This window comes from Modicisalibacter sp. (assembly GCF_055145905.1).
The window spans coordinates 19,015-36,963 of the sequence record NZ_JBSREH010000046.1; the positions used below are offsets into that span (position 1 = coordinate 19,015).

Genomic DNA, 17,949 nt, shown 5'->3' on the forward strand with positions numbered 1-17,949 from the left:
GGCCGGGGCCGCGTGGGGGAGGCTCAGCGGACCCCGGCCCGGTAGCTGTCGGGCTCGAGCCACAGGTGCCGATAGAGATCGCCTTGCAGGCAGAACATCGTCGGGCGCGCCCGAAAGTTGAACACGCGGTACAGGTGAAAGCGTGTGGCGTGGTCGCGTGAACAGGACAGCTCGTTCGGCGTGATGAAAAAGGGGCATTCCTTGGCAAAGGCCGTGGTCTTGACCTCGATCCAGCGCTCACGCCCGTCGGTATCGAATGAGAGTATGTCGAAGCCGGCGCCGTCGCCCCGGGTCTCGGCGACGTGCTCCACCGCCTCGGCGAGTTGGGGCGCGCCCTGTGACGTCAGGCGTTGGCGTTCATAGGCCAGGATGAAGCGTTCGCCGGCCTGGCCGAGTGCCTGATTGCGCGCTTCCCGGGCAAGATAGTCACGCTTGATGACCCTCGTGCCCGGAGCCTGCGCTTCTCGCTGTTCCATGGACGGTGCCTCGACGACGATATTGTCGAGCGTTTCCGTGTCGGCATCGATGACTGGGCGATCAGCCGCCGAGCGGGCCGCCTGATCGAAAATTTCGCTCTGCAATAAGCGGCGCTCGACACAGTCGACCAGCGTGGACTGGTAGTTGCTGAGTGGCCGGTACCCCATCACATACGGGCAATCGGCATCGCGCAGTACCGCGCTGATGTTGCGATGCTTGTACTCCAGGGAGGCACGCGATCGCCCTGACAACCGGTCTAGCAACTGGCGGTTGAGCGCCGCCTTGTTATAGCGCTGGTTGCTCAACTCGGCGATCAGCATTTGATGATAGGTGTCGACGATGGCCTCAATCTCGTCGACGGACCAGGAATCCTCTCGGGGCATCGTTCACTCGATATTCTGGATCTGCTCGCGCATCTGCTCGATCAGCACCTTCAGCTCCACCGCACAGCGGGTGCTCTCGGCGACCACGGCCTTGGAGGAGAGGGTGTTGGCCTCGCGGTTGAGTTCCTGCATCAGGAAATCCAGGCGCCGGCCGATCGGGCCCTTCTGGCCGAGCTGGCGCTCGACCTCGGTGACGTGGGTCTCGAGGCGGTCGAGTTCCTCGTCGACGTCGGCCTTCTGGGCGAGCAGGGCGACCTCGGCCTCGAGCCGCTGGGGGTCGAGCTCGGCCTCGAGGGCGTTCAGGCGTTCGGTGAGCTGGGTGCGCTGGCGCTCGAGGATCGAGGGCATCAGGCGGCGCACCTCGGCGACCTGCACGCGCACGGCGTCGAGCCGCTGCTGGATGAGCTCGGCCAGCCGCTCGCCCTCGCGGGCGCGGCCGTCGATCAGGTCGTCGAGGGCGGCGTCGAACAGCGCCCGGGCGGCCTGCTTGACGGTGTCCAGGTCGATGCCGCGGGCGTCCACCACGCCGGGGTGGTCGAGCAGGGCGAGGGCGTCGGGCATCGGGGCGTCGGGCAGTTCGGCGCGCACCTCGTGCAGGGCGCGGGCGAGCTCGGCCAGGCGTTCGCGGTTGACGCTCAGCGTCTCGCCGCCGGTGGCCGGGTCGAAGCGCAGGCTGCACTCCACCTTGCCGCGGGCCAGCCGCCGGCGCAGCGCCTCGCGGAAGGCCGGCTCCAGGTCGCGCAGGGTGTCCGGCAGGCGAAAGTGCGGTTCCAGGTAGCGCTGGTTCACCGAACGCAGTTCCAGTTGCAGGCTGCCCCAGTCGGCGTCCCGGGTCTGCCGGGAAAAGGCGGTCATGCTGTACGCCATGCAAGCTCCTTGGCTGTTCATCGCGAAAAGGCCTGCGGCCAGTGTAACGAATCCGCGCCGGGGTAGCGCGAACGTGTAGAATGTCGCCCCATCCGGGGCCACCCGGCAAGACTTCGTTTCCAGCGATCCTGACGAGAGGTGATATGCACTCAGGTCCTATCCGTCCCAGTGGGCGCCAGCCCGAGCAGACCCGCGAGATTCAGCTGATCCGTGACTATACCCGGCATGCCGAAGGGTCGGTGCTGGTGGCCTTCGGCGACACCCAGGTGCTGTGCAACGCCAGCGTCGAGGCCGGCGTGCCGCGCTGGCTGCGTGGCAAGGGCCAGGGCTGGGTGACCGCCGAATACGGCATGCTGCCGCGGGCCACCCATACCCGTGGCGCCCGCGAGGCGGCGCGTGGCAAGCAGGGCGGACGCACCCTGGAGATCCAGCGGCTGATCGGTCGGGCGCTGCGTGCGGTGGTGGATCTCAAGAAGCTCGGCGAATTCACCATTACCGTCGACTGCGACGTCATCCAGGCCGACGGTGGCACCCGTACCGCCTCGATCACCGGCGGTTGCGTGGCACTGGTGGATGCCATTCGTCATCTGCAGCGCGAGAAGCTGATCAAGGGCGACCCGTTCAAGCAGCTGGTCAGCTCAGTGTCGGTAGGCGTCTACAAGGGCACGCCGGTGGTCGATCTCGACTATCCGGAGGACAGCGCCGCGGACACCGACATGAACGTGGTGATGACCGAAGGCGGCGGACTGATCGAGGTGCAGGGCACCGCCGAGGCGGCGGCATTCTCGCGGGCCGAGCTCGATACCATGCTCGACCTGGCCGAGGGCGCCGGTGCCGAGCTGTTCGCCCGTCAGCGCGAGGCACTGGGCATCCGTGCCTGATGCCGGGGCCTGAACCAGCGACGCCGGCCCGAGGGCCGGCGTCAGTCAGGTGCGACGAAAGGCAGGGGGTTACAGCTTGAGGTCGTACTCCACGATCAGCGGGGCGTACTCGGAGAAGGTGGCATCACGGTCGATCCAGGCATCGACCACGTGGCGGCGAAACTCGGGGCCGACCACCTGATAGTCGATGCGCCAGCCTTCCTGCCGGGCGCGCGGCACGTCCTGGTCGAGCCGCGGCCACCAGGTGTACTCGCCGGCGTCGCGGTTGACCTCGCGGAAGGTGTCGATGAAGCCGGTGGGCCCGAACACCTGATCCATCCAGGCGCGCTCTTCGGGCTTGAAGCCGGGCGTGGTCTGGTTGTCCGCCCAGTTGGCGAGGTCCACGGTCTTGTGGGCGATGTGCCAGGTGCCGCAGATGATGTACTCGCGGCGCTTGCGGGCCATCTTGGACAGGTATTCCTGATACTGGGCCATGAACGACTGCTTGGCGGCATAGTCGCTGCCGTCGGGCATCAGGAAGCTGGCGATGCTGAAGCGGTCGTAGTCGGCCTGCAGGAAGCGTGCCTCGTTGTCGCACTCCGGGAAGCCCAGGCCGTACATGATCGCCTTGGGGATCTTGCGGCAGTACAGCCCGACGCCCGAGAAGCCGTCCTGCTCGGCATCGAGGAAGTAGCCTTCGTACCCTTCCGGGTAGAGGATGCGGTCGTCGAGTTCGAAACTCTTGGTCTTCAGGTTCTGCACGCAGACGACGTCGGCATCCTGGTTCTCCAGCCAGTCGAGGAAGCCTCGCTCGACGGCGGCCTGAATTCCGTTGACGTTGATGCTGGCGATTTTCATACATGGTCCCTTTTTCGTCGCGCGTGTATGATACCTGAGCTTTCGACGTTTGGGTAAATGACTCGAGCCAATCATTCGGATAAGGGGAGCATCACGCCGTGGCCGCCCAGTTGCAGGATTATCAGCGAGACTTCATTGCCTTCGCCATCGAGCAGGGCGTGCTCAAGTTCGGTGAATTCACCCTCAAGTCCGGCCGTGTCAGCCCCTACTTCTTCAACGCCGGCCTGTTCAGAAGCGGTGCCGCGCTGGCGCGCCTGGGGCGCTGCTACGCCCAGGCCATCGCCGACAGCGGCATCACCGCCGACGTGCTCTTCGGCCCCGCCTACAAGGGCATCCCGCTGGGCGCCACCACCGCCGTGGCGCTGGCCGACCATCACGACCGCGACCTGCCCTTCGCCTTCAACCGCAAGGAGGCCAAGGACCACGGCGAGGGTGGCCTGATCGTCGGCGCCGAGCTCGCCGGGCGCATCCTGATCATCGATGACGTGATCACCGCCGGTACCGCGATCGGCGAGGTGATGCAGCTGATCGATGCCGCCGGCGCCGAGCCCGCCGGCGTGGTGATCGCGCTGGACCGCCAGGAGCGGGGGCAAGGCGAGAAGAGCGCCATCCAGGAGGTCGAGGCCCGCTATGGCATGCCGGTGGTCAGCATCGTCACCCTCGACGACGTGCTGGCCTATCTCGAGAGCCACGCCGGCGATGCGCTCAAGCCCCATGCCGAGGCGATCCGCGCCTACCGGGAACGCTACGGGGTCGTCGCGGACTGAGCCAACGGAAACGCCGTTTGATAATCGCTAATGTTATGCCATAGTGAAGGCGTTGTCAGGCCGTTACGCGAGGCTTTGCCCATGAAACCGTTGTTCGTTGCCACCCTGGCCACCGTCGGCCTGGCCCTCAGCCAGTCGGCGCTGGCGCTCAGCATTTCCGCCAATGCCGGCCCCGACGCCGCCGGTGTCGAGGCCAGCCAGACGATCTTCCCCACCCTGCGGGCCGGCGTCGGCTATCTCAGGTCGGACGACAGCGGTGCCGATGCCGACATCTACTCCGGCTCGCTGATGTTCACGCCCTTCGTGCCGGGGATCGACGTTTCCGTGGGCGCCCGCTACCAGTACCAGAACACGGCCTTCGGCGATGGCGGCGGCCTGGGGCTGGGCGGTTCGCTGTTCGTGCCCACGCCGATCCCGTTGACCTCGGTCGGCGGCTACGGCTTCTACACGCCGAACGGCCTCACTCACGGCGACATCGACCGCAGCTACGAGTACGGCGCCCAGGCGCGGGTCGAGCTCGTCTCGCACACCTATGCCTATGGCGGGTATCGCTACTACCGCACCGATTTCGACGACGGCGGCGACCATACCCTGGACAGCGGGCCGGTGATCGGGGTGAGTGTGGGATTCTAGGTATCCGGGGCTACGGGCTACGGGCTACGGACCAGGCGCCGGCTTCGGGGCGCTATAGAGAGCAATCGGCGTCCCTTTCGGGGCGCCGATTGCGTATCATGGCGCGGTCGCCGTCACCCAGGTTTCTGTTCCGCGCATGCTCGATATCGTCCTCTACGAACCCGAGATTCCGCCCAATACCGGCAATCTGATCCGGCTGTGCGCCAATACCGGCTTTCGTCTGCACCTGATCGAGCCGTTGGGCTTCACCCTCGACGACAAGCGCCTGCGCCGGGCCGGGCTGGACTATCACGAGTGGGCCCGGGTGCGGGTCCATGCCGACTGGCTGGCGTTTCTGCGCGACGTGGCGCCCGAGCGGGTGTTCGCCGTTTCCACCCGCGGGCGTACCGGCTACCATGAGCCCGCCTATCGCGAGGGCGATGCCCTGGTGTTCGGCCCCGAGACCCGCGGCCTGCCGCAGGCGCTGCTCGATGCCCTGCCGCCGTCGCAGCGGCTGCGCATCCCCATGCTGCCCGACAGCCGCAGCCTCAACCTGTCCAACGCCGCAGCGGTGCTGGTCTTTGAAGCCTGGCGCCAGCTCGGATTTGCGGGCGCCGGGCTGCCGGGGGCCGGCGAATCCGTGACGTCCGCCGAGGCTTCCCGTTCTCCCAACGCGCCCACGGCCGGCGATGCCGGCGACGAGTGATTCATGTCGATTCAACAGCGACTCGCCAAGCTCAATCCCCGCCAGCAGGAGGCGGTGCGCTACATCGACGGCCCCTGCCTGGTGCTGGCCGGCGCCGGCTCCGGCAAGACCAGCGTGATCACCACCAAGATCGCCTACCTGGTCCAGGAGTGCGGCATGAGCGCACGCAAGATCGCCGCGGTGACCTTCACCAACAAGGCCGCCCGAGAGATGAAGGAGCGCGTCGGCCAGCTGCTCAAGGGCCGCGAGGGCCATGGCCTGACGGTGTCGACCTTTCACACCCTGGGGCTCAACATCATCCGCGGCGAGCTCAAGACGCTGGGCTACAAGCCGGGGTTCTCGCTGTTCGACCCCGAGGATGCCAAGGCGCTGCTGCGCGACCTGATGCAGAAGGATGCCCAGATCGATGCCGAGCAGATCAACCGCGTGCAGCACCAGATCTCGACCTGGAAGAACGACCTGGTACTGCCCGGCCAGGCGATGTCGCATGCCGCCGATGACGACGAGCAGTACGCCGCCCGGCTCTACGAGGCCTACAACCGCCATCTCAAGGCCTACAACGCGGTCGACTTCGACGATCTGATCCTGCTGCCGGTGGTGCTGCTCTCGAGTGACACCGAAGCCCTGGCCCGCTGGCGGCGCAAGATTCACTACATGCTGGTCGACGAGTATCAGGACACCAACATCAGCCAGTACCAGCTCGTGCGGCTGCTGATGGCCGAGCGCGCCACCTTCACCGTGGTCGGCGACGACGACCAGTCGATCTACGCCTGGCGCGGGGCGCGCCCCGAGAACCTGGTGACGCTCGGCGAGGACTTCCCGCGGCTGAAGGTGATCAAGCTCGAGCAGAACTACCGCTCCACCGGGATCATCCTGCGTGCCGCCAACACGCTGATCAGTAACAACCCGCACGTCTACGAGAAGGCCCTGTGGTCGGACAAGGGGATCGGCGCGCCGATCCGCATCGTCGTCAACCGCCACGAGGAGGCCGAGGCCGAGCGGGTGGCCAGCGAGATCCTCACCCGGCGCATCAAGGAATTGGCCGCCTGGCGCGACTTCGCGGTGCTCTATCGCGGCAACTTCCAGGCCCGGCTGCTCGAGCTCAAGCTGCAGCACTACCAGGTGCCCTACAAGCTCTCCGGGGGCACCTCCTTCTTCTCGCGCAACGAGATCAAGGACGCCATGGCCTACCTGCGTCTGCTGATCAACCCGGGCGACGATAACGCCTTTCTGCGCATCGTCAACGTGCCGCGCCGCGAGATCGGCCCCGGCACCCTGGAGAAACTCGCCAACTATGCCACCGAGCGAGGCGAGTCGCTGTTCGCCGCCTGCCACGAGCTGGGCCTTTCCCAGGTGCTGCCCGAGCGGGCCGTGGAGCGCCTGGGCCGCTTCACCCGATTCATCGACGGCGTGCGCCGGCGCATGGATCAGGGCCATGCCCTGGGCGCGCTGCGCGAGATGTTCCGCGACATGGACTACGAGGCCTGGCTGCACCAGAACGCCAGCGCGCCGACCGTTGCCGAGCGGCGCATGGCCAACGTCTGGACGCTGCTCGACCAGCTCGAGAAGTCCATGGAGCGCGAGGAGGGCGAGGAAACCGATGACGTCGAGTCGGCGATCTCGCGGCTGGTGCTGCGCGACATCCTCGAGCAGCAGGCCGAGGAGGACGACTCCGACCGTGTCCAGCTGCTCACCCTGCACGCCGCCAAGGGCCTGGAGTTTCCCCACGTCTACGTGATGGGCCTCGAGGAGGAGCTGCTGCCCCACCGCAACGCCATCGAGGCCGGCACCATCGAGGAGGAGCGCCGCCTGGCCTACGTCGGCATCACCCGCGCCCGCCAGACCCTGACCCTGACGCTGGCCCGTCAGCGCAAGGCCTACGGCGAACTGATGGACTGCACACCGAGCCGCTTCCTCGACGAGTTGCCCGAGGCCGACCTCGACTGGGAAGGCCGCGCCGACAAGGAAGACCCCGAGAAGAAGCAGGCCCGGGGCAAGGATGCCATCGCCGGGCTGCGTTCGCTGCTGGGGTGAGCGTCAGGCCGGGGCGCGCGGGCTTGTCAGGCAGCCAGCTGCGCCTCGGCGAAGTCGACCAGATTCTGGTAATCGCGCCGGCGAATGATGGTCTCGACGATCTCGGCATCCAGGGTCAGATAGTCGTGGACCAGAGCATTGCGCAGGCCGATGACCTTGTTCCAGGGGATGCCGCTGTCGTCATGGCCCAGGCTCTTCAGCTTGGAGAAGGTCTGGCGGGCGTCGCTGGGTACCACGACGCCCAGCGACTTCAAGCGTTGCTTGGCAATGCCGATGCAGGCTTCGGTCAGCAGCTGCAGGTTGCGCTCCGCCGCGCGATAGAGCAGGGCGTTCAGGCCATCGGGAGCCGTGGCGGCCTGATGCAGCAGCGCCAGTTCCTCGGCCAGGGTCGCCAGGTGTTCCCGCATGGCATTGATGTATTCGGTTTCCACGTGATGGGGGCTCGTTGCTTCAGGCGTAGTGCTGCTGATGATACTGGTGATCGATTTCCCACATCGAGGTGATGCGTTGTTCTTCCCGAATCAGCCTCAGCTTGTCTCTGGCGAGCAGTACCCGGCCGGTGCGGATGATCGCATGCGCCAGCGGAAGCGGTGCCAGGTTGATATCCACGATGGAGAGCTGGTCTTCCGCAAGGCCCAGTTCGTCCTGCCAGGTCTGGGCCAGCAGCTGGGGGCGGAGACGGCGCTCCAGGGCGTCCTTCTCGAAGTGGCGAAAGGCCACGGCGAGGTCGTAGTCGCTGTCGGCGCCGGCGGTCCCCTTGGCGCGTGAGCCATAGAGCCACAGTACGGCGATGTCGTCGTCCCGGGCAGCCAGTTCGGCGAGGCCCTTCAGGATATCTGTCGGATCGGCCATCGTTGCTCCTCTGGCGCCTCGGCGCCTGTCTCCGGCGACAGTCTAGCAAGCCAGTCCCTTCTCGATCCTCTTTTCGCTTTCTCCCTCCGGGCAGGTGGCGCCATCGTCTGTCGCGATCTGCCCGTTGCGCGAGGACTGCCTCACTCGTGACGGGTGTCGGAAAGGTCCGCGAAGCGCCCGGTGAAGGGTTTGGGCCGGGGGAAGGCCAGGTCGCCGTGCTTGCTGGTCTGAAGACCCAGGCCGACCAGCGCCTCGGCCAGCTTGACCGCGGCGGTGACGCCCTCGATCACCGGCAGGCCCACAGCGTCGCTGATGCGGGCGGTGAGGTCGGCCATGCCGCCACAGCCCAGCACGATGGCGCCGATGTTGTCGGCGTCGCGGGCGCGGCGGCACTCGGCGACGATCCGCTCGAAGGCGGCGTCGCCGTTCTTCTCCAGGTCGAGCACCGGGATCTCCGCGGCGCGCACTCGCCGGCAGTGCCCAGCGAAGCCGTAGCTGGCCAGCAGGTGCTCGGCGATGATGCCGGTGCGCCCCAGGGTAGTGACGATCGAGAAGCGCGTGCTGACCAGGGTCGCCATGTGAAAGGCGGCCTCGGCAATGCCGATCACCGGGGCCCGGGTCAGTTCGCGGGCGGCCAGCAGCCCCGGGTCGCCGAAGCAGGCGATGATGTAGGCATCGGCGCCCTCGGCCTCGCCGCGATGCACTTCGTCGATGACCCCCACGGCGCTGATGGCCTCGTCGAAGTGGCTCTCGATGGAGACCGGGCCACTGTCGGGATTGACCGCGGTAATGCGGGTGCCGGGGGCGGCGATGCGCTCGGCGGCCGCACCGATGGTGGCCGTCATGCCGGCGGTGGTGTTGGGGTTGATGACACGCAGATCCATCGGTTCGCCTCGCAGTGGTGGCTGTCTTTCCGGGTCAAGATAAACAACTCGCCGGGGCACAGGAACAACATGTCTTGATTTTTTGTATACAAAAAGTGATGATCCAGTGTCATGTCGCTATTGTCGCCGTGCCGCGATGGTGCATGGCCAAGGCGGCGCCTGCGACATTCGAGGGGGTTGCGCGACCCGTGCGCACAACCTAGCTTTTAATTGTATACATTGGTGTGCCATGTCAGGCTGACCAGACCATGCGCTCCGGCCTCGCGGCCATCGCGAACAACAAAAGGACCCCGGGAATGATGACACCACGCGACTCCGACTATCCCCGTGACCTGATCGGCTACGGCCGCACGCCGCCGCAGGCCGACTGGCCCGGCCAGGCGCGCATCGCCGTGCAGTTCGTGCTCAATTACGAGGAGGGCGGCGAGAACTGCGTGCTGCACGGGGACGAGGGCTCCGAGCAGTTTCTCTCCGAGATCATCGGCGCCGAGTCCTATCCGGATCGCCACCTGAGCATGGAGTCGATCTACGAGTACGGTTCCCGGGCCGGTGTCTGGCGCATCCTGCGCGAGTTCGAGCGCCGCGGCCTGCCGTTGACGGTGTTCGGCGTGGCAATGGCACTCGAGCGCAATCCCGAGGTGGCGCACGCCTTCAAGGAACTGGGCCACGAGATCGCCTGCCACGGCTACCGCTGGATCCACTACCAGAACGTGCCGGAACGCATCGAGCGCGAGCACATGAAGCGCGCCATCGAGATCTTCCAGTCACTCTACGGCGAGAAGCCGCTGGGCTGGTACACCGGCCGCGACAGCCCCAACACCCGGCGGCTGGTGCTCGACGAGGGCTCGTTCCTCTACGACAGCGACTACTACGGCGACGACCTGCCGTTCTGGACCCGTGAGGCCGACAGCCAGGGCAAGCTCCACGACCACCTGATCGTGCCCTATACCCTGGACAGCAACGACATGCGCTTCGCCGCGCCGCAGGGCTTCAACACCGCGGAGCACTTCTTCACCTACCTGCGCGACGCCTTCGACGTGCTATATGCCGAGGGCGAGGACACGCCGAAGATGCTCTCGGTGGGCATGCACTGCCGGCTGCTGGGGCGCCCCGGCCGCTTCCGTGCCCTGCAGCGCTTCCTCGACCACATCGAGGCCCACGATCGGGTCTGGGTGACCCGCCGCGTGGATATCGCCCGCCACTGGGCCGAGCATCATCCGGCTCCGGCGCGCTAAGCCCGGGCTTATTGCAGGATGCCGTATCTAGCGAGGCTGATCCGTCGACAGCCTGTCTCCGGCGCCTCTCGCTTGAGAGGATCCCAACACTTTCAGGACACACCATGCACCAACGTTCCTACTACTCGCCCAAGGGCGGGCTGCCGCCCCAGACCCAGCTGCTCTCGGACCGCGCGGTATTCACCGAAGCCTATGCGGTGATCCCCAAGGGCGTGCTGCGCGACATCGTTGCCAGCTACCTGCCGTTCTGGGACAACACCCGGCTTTGGGTGCTGTCGCGCCCGCTGTCCGGCTTCGCCGAGACCTTCTCCCAGTACATCATGGAGGTCGGCCCTGGCGGCGGCAGCGATCGGCCGGAGCTCGACCCGGGCGCCGAGGGCGTGCTGTTCGTGGTCGAGGGCGAGCTGACCCTTACCCTGGCCGGCGAACGCCACATCCTGACGCCGGGCGGCTACGCCTTCATCCCGCCGGGCTGCGACTGGCAGGTGCGCAATGCGGCCGACAGCGAGGTGCGCTTCCACTGGATCCGCAAGGCCTACGAGTTCGTCGAGGGGCTTGGCGTGCCGGAGCCCTTCGTGGTCAACGAGGTCGACGTCGAGCCGACGCCGATGCCTGACACCGACGGCAAGTGGACGACCACGCGCTTCGTCGACCCGGCCGACCTGCGCCACGACATGCACGTCAACATCGTCAACTTCCAGCCCGGCGGGGTGATCCCCTTCGACGAGACCCACGTCATGGAACACGGCCTGTACGTGCTCGAGGGCAAGGCCGTCTACCACCTCAACCAGGACTGGGTCGAGGTCGAGGCCGGCGACTACATGTGGCTGCGCGCCTTCTGCCCGCAGTCCTGCTACGCCGGCGGCCCGGGGCCGTTCCGATATCTGTTGTACAAGGACGTCAATCGCCACCCGAAGCTGCGTCTGGACAGCCGCTGATAGAGCGCCAGCCTGAGGGGCGCCGGGGGCAGGCGGGGAAGGAGGTCCGATGCCACGGATGGCATCGGTAGCGCCCAAGGAAGGGTTCACAGCGCCTCCTTGATGGTCCGACACTTCGGAGCCTGCTGCCGGGTCAGCCCCGGTGTGCAGGCCGGCTGGAGAATGAATCCGAGGAAGCCAATATGCTGGAACTCAAGGCCGAGCTGCTGACGCCGGAGGCGTTCGCCCCGTTCGGCGACGTCATCGACACCCGCGTCAGCGACTCCTTTCCGATCAACGCCGGGCGTACCCGGCGCTACCACGACCTGGCGCGGGTCGAGACCCTCGGCGAGGGGGCGCGGACGCTGGTCAGCATCTTCGTCAGCCAGCCGGTCGAGGTGCCGCTTACGATCGACTTTCTGGAGCGCCACCCGCTGGGCAGCCAGGCCTTCATGCCGCTGCACGAGGAACGCTTCCTGATCGTCGTCGCGCCGCCGGGCGAGACGATCGACCCCGGCGACGTGCGCGCCTTCGTCACCGATGGTCGCCAGGGCGTCAACTACCGGGCCGGCACCTGGCACGCCATCCAGTCGGTGCTCGACCGCGAGGGCGAGTTTCTGGTCGTCGACCGCGGCGGCCCGGGCCACAACTGCGACGAGCACCCGCTGGCGGCACGCATTCAGTTTGCCTGAAAAAAATAACGGAAATTAATTCCGTAAAAATATCGGCGGCCCGGGTCGTCGATCCCCCCGCTTCCTGTCACACCTTTCCTGCACGCCGGCCAATGCCGGCTTTTTTTGTTGCAGTGCACCCGTGAGCCCTGAGTCGGGCACCGTGCCGGTGGCGCCGCGGGTGAGGTTTTAGATTCCAGTATTTTTTAATGGAAAGTATTTCCAAAAATATTGACAGCCTGTGTCGGGAGGCCTAAGTTGGCAGCAACAACAACGATTCGAACCGCTCAGGAGGATCCGCCCGTGACCAGGATGACCGCAGCAGAAGCCGCCGTTCACGTGCTCAGGAAGGAGGGCGTCGACGTCGCCTTCGGCCTGCCCGGCGCCGCCATCAACCCCTTCTACGCCGCCCTGCGCAAGGTCGGCGGCGTGGACCACGTGCTTGCCCGCCACGTCGAGGGCGCCTCGCACATGGCCGAGGGCTACACCCGCGCCCGGGCCGGCAACATTGGCGTGTGCATCGGCACCTCCGGCCCGGCGGGAACCGACATGATCACCGGGCTGTACTCGGCCAGCGCCGATTCCATCCCCATCCTGTGCATCACCGGCCAGGCCCCCAGCGACAGGCTGCACAAGGAAGACTTCCAGGCGGTGGACATCAAGGCCATCGCCGGGCCGGTCACCAAGTGGGCGATCACCGTGCTCGAGCCGGCCCAGGTGCCGCGCGCCTTCCAGCAGGCCTTCCAGCTGATGCGCAGCTCGCGGCCCGGCCCGGTGCTGATCGACCTGCCGATCAACGTGCAGATGGCCGAGATCGAGTTCGACCCCGACACTTACGCGCCGCTGCCGGCCTACAAGCCGACCGCCAGCCGCGCCCAGATCGAAAAGGCGATCGGCATGCTCAACGCCGCCGAACGGCCGTTGCTGGTCGCCGGCGGTGGGGTGATCAATGCCGATGCCGCCGACAAGCTGGTCGAGTTCGCCGAGCTCACCGGGGTGCCGGTGATCCCCACCCTGATGGGCTGGGGCACGATTCCCGACGATCACCCGCTGATGGCCGGCATGGCCGGGCTGCAGACCTCGCACCGCTACGGCAACGCGACGCTGCTGGCCTCGGACTTCGTGATGGGCATCGGCAATCGATGGGCCAACCGCCATACCGGCGACGTGGCCAGCTACACCGAGGGGCGGACCTTCGTTCACGTCGACATCGAGCCGACCCAGATCGGCCGCATCTTCGGCCCAGACTACGGCATCGTCTCCGATGCCGGGGCCGCGCTGGACCTGTTCATCGAGGTGGCGCGCGACCTCAAGGCGGCCGGCCATCTCAAGGACCGCAGTGCCTGGGCCGAGGCCTGCCGCGAGCGCAAACGCACGCTGCTGCGCAAGACCCACTTCGACGAGGTGCCGGTCAAGCCGCAGCGTGTCTATGAGGAGATGAACCGCGCCTTCGGCCGGAACACCCGTTACGTCAGCACCATCGGCCTGTCGCAGATCGCCGGCGCGCAGTTCCTGCACGTCTACAAGCCGCGCCACTGGATCAACTGCGGCCAGGCCGGCCCGCTGGGCTGGACGATCCCCGCCGCGCTGGGGGTGTGCCGCGCCGATCCGGACGCCGAGGTCGTGGCGCTGTCGGGGGACTATGATTTCCAGTTCATGGTCGAGGAGCTGGCGGTAGGGGCGCAGTTCAACCTGCCCTACATCCACGTGCTGGTGAACAACTCCTACCTGGGGCTGATCCGCCAGGCGCAGCGCAACTTCGACATGGACTACTGCGTGCAGCTGTCGTTCGAGAACATCAACTGCCCCGAGATCAACGGCTACGGCGTCGATCATGTCTCGGTGGTCGAGGGGCTGGGCTGCAAGGCGATCCGCGTCACCGAGCCCGGCCGCATCGGCGCGGCCTTCGCCGAGGCCCGCGAGCTGATGAAGCAGTACCGGGTGCCGGTGGTGGTCGAGGTGATCCTCGAGCGAGTCACCAACATCGCCATGAGCGGCAAGGGGCTGGCCGACGTCAACGAGTTCGAGGCGCTGGCCGAGACCGCCGAGGAGGCGCCGACGTCGATCGCCACCCTGGCCTGATCGGCCCGCGAGGCGCGGAACGGCTTGGCCCGCTTCGCGGCTTGATTGGAAACCCATTCCCGGGCTCTCGGTAATGTCGGGCGCCGGGGGCAAGGCGAAGCGAGGGTCCTTTGCCATGGATGGCAAAGGTAGCGCCCAGGGAAGGGTTCACAGCGCCCTCGCGTAGGCTTGCCGCCGGGAAAGCCCATTTCTTGTCCGCCGGGATTTGAAAGGAGCTCTTACGAGCGAGAGGAGTAAGAAATGCCCAGATTCGCCGCCAACCTCAGCATGCTGTTCACCGAGGAGGACTTCTTCGACCGCTTCAAGGCCGCCGCGGACGCCGGCTTCAAGGGCGTCGAGTACCTCTTCCCCTACGATTACCCGGCCGCCGACATCAAGCAGCGGCTCGACGACAATGACCTGACTCAGGTGCTGTTCAACCTGCCAGCCGGCGACTGGGCCGCCGGCGAGCGCGGCATCGCCTGCCACCCGGATCGCGTCGAGGAATTCCGCGCCGGCGTCGACAGCGCCATCGAGTACGCCCGGGTACTCGGCAATACCCAGGTCAACTGCCTGGCCGGCATCCAGCCCGAGGGCGTCAGCGACGCCGACGCCCGCCGCACCCTGGTGGAGAACCTGCGCTTCGCCGCCGGCAAGCTCGCCGACGCCGGTATCCTGCTGATCGCCGAACCGATCAACACCCGCGACATCCCGGGCTTCTTCCTCAACCGCACCGAGCAGGCGCTGGCGCTGTTCGACGAGGTGGGAAGCCGAAACCTCGAGCTGCAGTACGACATCTATCATATGCAGATCATGGAGGGGGACCTGGCGCCGACCATCGAGAAACATCTCGATCGCATCGCCCACGTGCAGCTGGCCGACAACCCGGGCCGCCACGAGCCGGGCACCGGCGAGATCAACTATCCGTTCCTGTTCGCCCACCTCGACCGGCTGGGCTACGACGGCTGGATCGGTTGCGAGTACAAGCCCAAGGCAGGTACCCAGGAGGGGCTGGGCTGGCTGGACGCCGTACGCTGAAACGCTACTGCGCTCGGCATCTCGATCGCCGGCGGTGCTCGGAGTCCTCATGTACTGGAGTACATTCCGGCTCCTCCGCGCCGGCGGCGACCGACCTGCCATCGCTCGTAACGCGTTTCATGCCAGGAAAGATCAAGAGACGTTGCGACTCATCATGCTAGTGACAGGAGAACAATCATGAGCAAGATCGGTTTTATCGGCCTGGGCATCATGGGCCGTCCCATGGCGGGCCACCTGCTCGACGCCGGCCACGACCTGGTCACCGTCAAGCGCAACAAGCCGCTGGCCAGCGAGCTGGCCGACAAGGGCATGCAGGAGCTGGCCGACCCGAAGGCGGTCGCCGAGGCCTCCGAGGTGATCATCACCATCGTTCCTGACACCCCGGATGTCGAAGAGGTGCTGTTCGGCGAGGGCGGGGTGATCGAGGGGCTCAAGCCCGGCACCCTGGTCATCGACATGAGCTCGATCGCCCCGCTGGCGACCCAGGAGTTTGCCAAGCGCATCGAGGCAGCCGGCGGCGAGTACGTCGATGCCCCGGTCTCCGGTGGCGAGGGTGGCGCGATTAACGCTGCGCTGACGATCATGGTCGGCGCCACTCAGGAGGGCTTCGCCCGCGCCGAGCCGCTGCTCGAGATCATGGGCAAGACCATCACCCATATCGGCGGTCACGGCGCCGGCCAGACCTGCAAGGTGGCCAACCAGATCGTCGTCGCGCTGACCATCGAAGCGGTTTCCGAAGGCCTGCTGTTTGCCTCGAAGGCCGGCGCCGACGTCGCCAAGGTGCGCGAGTCGCTGCTCGGCGGCCTGGCCCAGTCGAAGATCCTCGACGTCCACGGCGAGCGCATGATCAAGCGCACCTTCGACCCGGGCTTCAAGATCAAGCTGCACCAGAAGGATCTCAACCTGGCACTGGAAGGCGCACGCAGCCTCAACCTGGCGCTGCCCGGTACCGCCAACGCCCAGCAGCTGTTCCAGGCCTGCGTCGGCCACGACGGCGCCGACTGGGACCACGCCGGCATGGTCCGGGCCCTCGAGGCGCTGGCCAACCACGAGATCGAGTGATCCGCGCGGGCTCGTTGCCCGCGTTCCCTTCCCCTGGGTACCCCGCCGCCGGCCTCTCGACACACCGGCCGGCAGGCGGGGCTTTTTTCACCGAATGCGCACCCGCCGGGCCCTGGTGCCCGGCGGCCCCGGTCGCCGCCTTCCGCGCCGGCCGGCTGCGACGCAATGCCCCCCGAGGAGGTCCGGCATGACGGCGTTCACCCCCTTCGCCGACGAGGCGGCGACCCGCACCTGGCTGACCCGGCTGGCCGAGACGGCGATCGCCGCCGTTCATCCCGCCAGCCTGTTGCCCGACCGGCTGCCCGATCCGCCCCGCGGGCGCACCGTGGTGGTCGGTGCCGGCAAGGCCGCGGCGGCGATGGCCCGGGCGCTCGAACGCGCCTGGCAGGCCCGTTCCCGGGATGCCGGCCGCGATGATCCACTCGACGGGCTGGTGGTCACCCGCCACGGGCATGGCGAGGCGTGCCGGCGTATCGAGGTGCTTGAAGCCTCGCACCCCATGCCCGACGCCCTCGGCGAGCAGGCCGCCGAGCGCATGCTCGCCGCGGTGGAGGCGCTCGGCGAGGACGACCTGGTGATCGCGCTGATCTCCGGCGGCGGCTCGGCGCTGATGACCCGGCCGGCGCCCGGGCTGACTCTGCGCCAGAAGCAGGCGCTCAACCACGAGCTGCTGAGAAGCGGCGCGCCGATCCGCGAGATCAACACCGTGCGGCGTCACCTGTCGGCGATCAAGGGCGGGCGGCTCGCCGCGGCGGCGCACCCGGCACGGGTGATCACCTACCTGATCTCCGACGTGCCCGGCGACGAACCCTCGCTGATCGCCTCCGGCCCCACGCTGGCCGACGACTCCATGCCTGCCGACGCCCTGGCGATCCTCGAGCGACGCGGGATCGCCGTGCCCGACAGTGTGCGCCGGCATCTGGTCAGCGACCAGAGCGCCCCGCGCCGCGACGACCCCGCCTTCGCCCGCGACGAGGCCGTGGTGCTGGCGCGGGCCGCCGACGCCCTGGCCGCCGCCCGCGAACGCGCCGCACGCAGCGGCCTGGACGTGCGCGTGCTGGGCGACGACCTCGAGGGCGAGGCCCGCGATCTGGGGCGGGCGCAGGCGATGCTGGCGCTCAAGGCCCAGGGCGAATGTTGCCGCCCGCTGCTGATCCTCTCCGGCGGCGAGACCAGCGTCACCGTGCGTGGCGAGGGGCGCGGCGGGCGCAACGTCGAGTATCTGCTGGGGGTGTTCGACACCCTAAAGGGCGCCGAGGGCATCCATGCCCTGGCCATCGACACCGACGGCATCGACGGTTCCGAGGACAACGCCGGGGCGGTGATCGGACCCGGCCACTGGCAGCGCGCCCGCGAGGCACGGCTGTCGGCCGCCGACTACCTGGCGCGCAACGACGCCTACAGCTTCTTCGCTGCGCTCGACGCGCTGATCGTCACCGGGCCGACGCGCACCAACGTCAACGATTTCCGCGCTCTCCTGGTAATGCCGCGCCGTGACGGGGAGGGAGTCATGGAGGAGACATTATGATGCGTGTCAGCGAAGCCCGTCGCCACGCTCCCCTGCGCCGCACCAAGATCGTCGCCACCCTGGGCCCCGCCAGCGACCGCGAGGGCGTGCTCGACGCGATGATCACCGCCGGCGTCGACGTGGTACGCCTCAACTTC

The 17,949-nt window shown here is 67.3% G+C and carries 19 protein-coding genes; 13 read left to right on the top strand and 6 right to left on the bottom strand.

Translation table 11 applies throughout. The annotated features are described in order from the left end of the window. Nucleotides 1-23: 23 nt before the first annotated feature. Together ACTCB7_RS13780 and ACTCB7_RS13785 are read right to left on the bottom strand one after the other, a co-directional pair. On the bottom strand, nt 24-797 hold the full coding sequence (locus tag ACTCB7_RS13780; protein WP_463007109.1) for a protein NO VEIN domain-containing protein: 774 nt from the start codon (nt 795-797) through the stop codon (nt 24-26). A 66-nt stretch (nt 798-863) separates the two neighbouring features. Continuing rightward, the gene (locus tag ACTCB7_RS13785; protein ID WP_463007110.1) at nt 864-1,727 is read right to left on the bottom strand and encodes a YicC/YloC family endoribonuclease; all 864 of its coding nucleotides are present in this window, start codon (nt 1,725-1,727) and stop codon (nt 864-866) included. Between the two features lie 143 nt (nt 1,728-1,870). Here ACTCB7_RS13785 and rph point away from each other — a divergent pair, with 143 nt between their 5' ends. Further along, nucleotides 1,871-2,608 (top strand): ribonuclease PH, encoded by a 738-nt coding sequence (gene rph / locus ACTCB7_RS13790; protein WP_263479156.1) that lies wholly within the window; start codon nt 1,871-1,873, stop codon nt 2,606-2,608. A 69-nt stretch (nt 2,609-2,677) separates the two neighbouring features. On the opposite strand, the gene ACTCB7_RS13795 is transcribed toward rph, so the two are convergent. Next, a complete protein-coding gene (locus ACTCB7_RS13795) occupies nt 2,678-3,445 on the bottom strand; it encodes an exodeoxyribonuclease III (protein WP_224416060.1) in 768 nt (255 codons plus the stop codon). Between the two features lie 98 nt (nt 3,446-3,543). Here ACTCB7_RS13795 and pyrE point away from each other — a divergent pair, with 98 nt between their 5' ends. The 4 genes from pyrE to rep all read left to right on the top strand — a co-directional run bounded on the left by pyrE (nt 3,544) and on the right by rep (nt 7,564). Then, a complete protein-coding gene (gene pyrE, locus ACTCB7_RS13800) occupies nt 3,544-4,212 on the top strand; it encodes an orotate phosphoribosyltransferase (RefSeq protein WP_463007111.1) in 669 nt (222 codons plus the stop codon). An 81-nt stretch (nt 4,213-4,293) separates the two neighbouring features. Beyond that, a complete protein-coding gene (locus ACTCB7_RS13805; protein WP_463007112.1) occupies nt 4,294-4,845 on the top strand; it encodes a YfaZ family outer membrane protein in 552 nt (183 codons plus the stop codon). A 136-nt stretch (nt 4,846-4,981) separates the two neighbouring features. Continuing rightward, complete coding sequence (gene trmL / locus ACTCB7_RS13810) at nt 4,982-5,530, top strand: tRNA (uridine(34)/cytosine(34)/5-carboxymethylaminomethyluridine(34)-2'-O)-methyltransferase TrmL (RefSeq protein WP_463007113.1); 549 nt, start codon at nt 4,982-4,984, stop codon at nt 5,528-5,530. Between the two features lie 3 nt (nt 5,531-5,533). Next, entirely contained in the window at nt 5,534-7,564 is a 2,031-nt protein-coding gene (gene rep / locus ACTCB7_RS13815) for a DNA helicase Rep (protein ID WP_463007114.1), read from the top strand. 26 nt (nt 7,565-7,590) lie between these two features. On the opposite strand, the gene hepT is transcribed toward rep, so the two are convergent. The 3 genes from hepT to ACTCB7_RS13830 all read right to left on the bottom strand — a co-directional run bounded on the left by hepT (nt 7,591) and on the right by ACTCB7_RS13830 (nt 9,300). Next, nucleotides 7,591-7,995, bottom strand: coding sequence for a type VII toxin-antitoxin system HepT family RNase toxin (gene hepT / locus ACTCB7_RS13820; RefSeq protein WP_463007115.1), 405 nt, complete (start codon nt 7,993-7,995; stop codon nt 7,591-7,593). 19 nt (nt 7,996-8,014) lie between these two features. Then, a complete protein-coding gene (gene mntA / locus ACTCB7_RS13825) occupies nt 8,015-8,416 on the bottom strand; it encodes a type VII toxin-antitoxin system MntA family adenylyltransferase antitoxin (RefSeq protein ID WP_224416056.1) in 402 nt (133 codons plus the stop codon). A 140-nt stretch (nt 8,417-8,556) separates the two neighbouring features. Next, nucleotides 8,557-9,300: an aspartate/glutamate racemase family protein gene (locus tag ACTCB7_RS13830; RefSeq protein WP_463007116.1), complete on the bottom strand. Its 744-nt coding sequence runs from the start codon at nt 9,298-9,300 to the stop codon at nt 8,557-8,559. 296 nt (nt 9,301-9,596) lie between these two features. On the opposite strand from ACTCB7_RS13830, the gene puuE reads away from it, so the two are divergent. The 8 genes from puuE to ACTCB7_RS13870 form a co-directional block, all read left to right on the top strand. Continuing rightward, nucleotides 9,597-10,535: an allantoinase PuuE gene (gene puuE, locus ACTCB7_RS13835; protein ID WP_463007117.1), complete on the top strand. Its 939-nt coding sequence runs from the start codon at nt 9,597-9,599 to the stop codon at nt 10,533-10,535. A gap of 104 nt (nt 10,536-10,639) precedes the next feature. Beyond that, entirely contained in the window at nt 10,640-11,473 is an 834-nt protein-coding gene (locus ACTCB7_RS13840) for a bifunctional allantoicase/(S)-ureidoglycine aminohydrolase (protein WP_163647937.1), read from the top strand. A gap of 182 nt (nt 11,474-11,655) precedes the next feature. After that, nucleotides 11,656-12,144 (top strand): ureidoglycolate lyase, encoded by a 489-nt coding sequence (locus tag ACTCB7_RS13845; protein ID WP_224416053.1) that lies wholly within the window; start codon nt 11,656-11,658, stop codon nt 12,142-12,144. A 282-nt stretch (nt 12,145-12,426) separates the two neighbouring features. After that, nucleotides 12,427-14,205, top strand: coding sequence for a glyoxylate carboligase (gene gcl, locus ACTCB7_RS13850; RefSeq protein WP_463007118.1), 1,779 nt, complete (start codon nt 12,427-12,429; stop codon nt 14,203-14,205). Nucleotides 14,206-14,445: 240 nt separating this feature from the next. Further along, nucleotides 14,446-15,222, top strand: a complete 777-nt coding sequence (hyi, locus tag ACTCB7_RS13855; RefSeq protein WP_463007119.1) for a hydroxypyruvate isomerase — start codon at nt 14,446-14,448, stop codon at nt 15,220-15,222. A 177-nt stretch (nt 15,223-15,399) separates the two neighbouring features. Continuing rightward, entirely contained in the window at nt 15,400-16,284 is an 885-nt protein-coding gene (locus tag ACTCB7_RS13860) for a 2-hydroxy-3-oxopropionate reductase (protein WP_463007120.1), read from the top strand. Between the two features lie 187 nt (nt 16,285-16,471). Beyond that, on the top strand, nt 16,472-17,812 hold the full coding sequence (locus ACTCB7_RS13865) for a glycerate kinase type-2 family protein (RefSeq protein WP_463007121.1): 1,341 nt from the start codon (nt 16,472-16,474) through the stop codon (nt 17,810-17,812). After that, on the top strand, nt 17,812-17,949 hold a 138-nt coding region (locus ACTCB7_RS13870; protein WP_463007122.1), incomplete at its 3' end, for a pyruvate kinase. The genes ACTCB7_RS13865 and ACTCB7_RS13870, both read left to right, overlap by 1 nt.

What these genes read in the sequence shown, in the direction of transcription:
- ACTCB7_RS13780 (WP_463007109.1), bottom strand. Translation starts at nt 797, where the DNA reads ATGCTGATCGCCGAGTTGAGCAACCAGCGCTATAACAAGGCGGCGCTC.
- ACTCB7_RS13785 (WP_463007110.1), bottom strand. Translation starts at nt 1,727, where the DNA reads ATGGCGTACAGCATGACCGCCTTTTCCCGGCAGACCCGGGACGCCGAC.
- rph (WP_263479156.1), top strand. Translation starts at nt 1,871, where the DNA reads ATGCACTCAGGTCCTATCCGTCCCAGTGGGCGCCAGCCCGAGCAGACC.
- ACTCB7_RS13795 (WP_224416060.1), bottom strand. Translation starts at nt 3,445, where the DNA reads ATGAAAATCGCCAGCATCAACGTCAACGGAATTCAGGCCGCCGTCGAG.
- ACTCB7_RS13805 (WP_463007112.1), top strand. Translation starts at nt 4,294, where the DNA reads ATGAAACCGTTGTTCGTTGCCACCCTGGCCACCGTCGGCCTGGCCCTC.
- trmL (WP_463007113.1), top strand. Translation starts at nt 4,982, where the DNA reads ATGCTCGATATCGTCCTCTACGAACCCGAGATTCCGCCCAATACCGGC.
- rep (WP_463007114.1), top strand. Translation starts at nt 5,534, where the DNA reads ATGTCGATTCAACAGCGACTCGCCAAGCTCAATCCCCGCCAGCAGGAG.
- mntA (WP_224416056.1), bottom strand. Translation starts at nt 8,416, where the DNA reads ATGGCCGATCCGACAGATATCCTGAAGGGCCTCGCCGAACTGGCTGCC.
- ACTCB7_RS13830 (WP_463007116.1), bottom strand. Translation starts at nt 9,300, where the DNA reads ATGGATCTGCGTGTCATCAACCCCAACACCACCGCCGGCATGACGGCC.
- puuE (WP_463007117.1), top strand. Translation starts at nt 9,597, where the DNA reads ATGATGACACCACGCGACTCCGACTATCCCCGTGACCTGATCGGCTAC.
- ACTCB7_RS13840 (WP_163647937.1), top strand. Translation starts at nt 10,640, where the DNA reads ATGCACCAACGTTCCTACTACTCGCCCAAGGGCGGGCTGCCGCCCCAG.
- ACTCB7_RS13845 (WP_224416053.1), top strand. Translation starts at nt 11,656, where the DNA reads ATGCTGGAACTCAAGGCCGAGCTGCTGACGCCGGAGGCGTTCGCCCCG.
- hyi (WP_463007119.1), top strand. Translation starts at nt 14,446, where the DNA reads ATGCCCAGATTCGCCGCCAACCTCAGCATGCTGTTCACCGAGGAGGAC.
- ACTCB7_RS13860 (WP_463007120.1), top strand. Translation starts at nt 15,400, where the DNA reads ATGAGCAAGATCGGTTTTATCGGCCTGGGCATCATGGGCCGTCCCATG.
- ACTCB7_RS13865 (WP_463007121.1), top strand. Translation starts at nt 16,472, where the DNA reads ATGACGGCGTTCACCCCCTTCGCCGACGAGGCGGCGACCCGCACCTGG.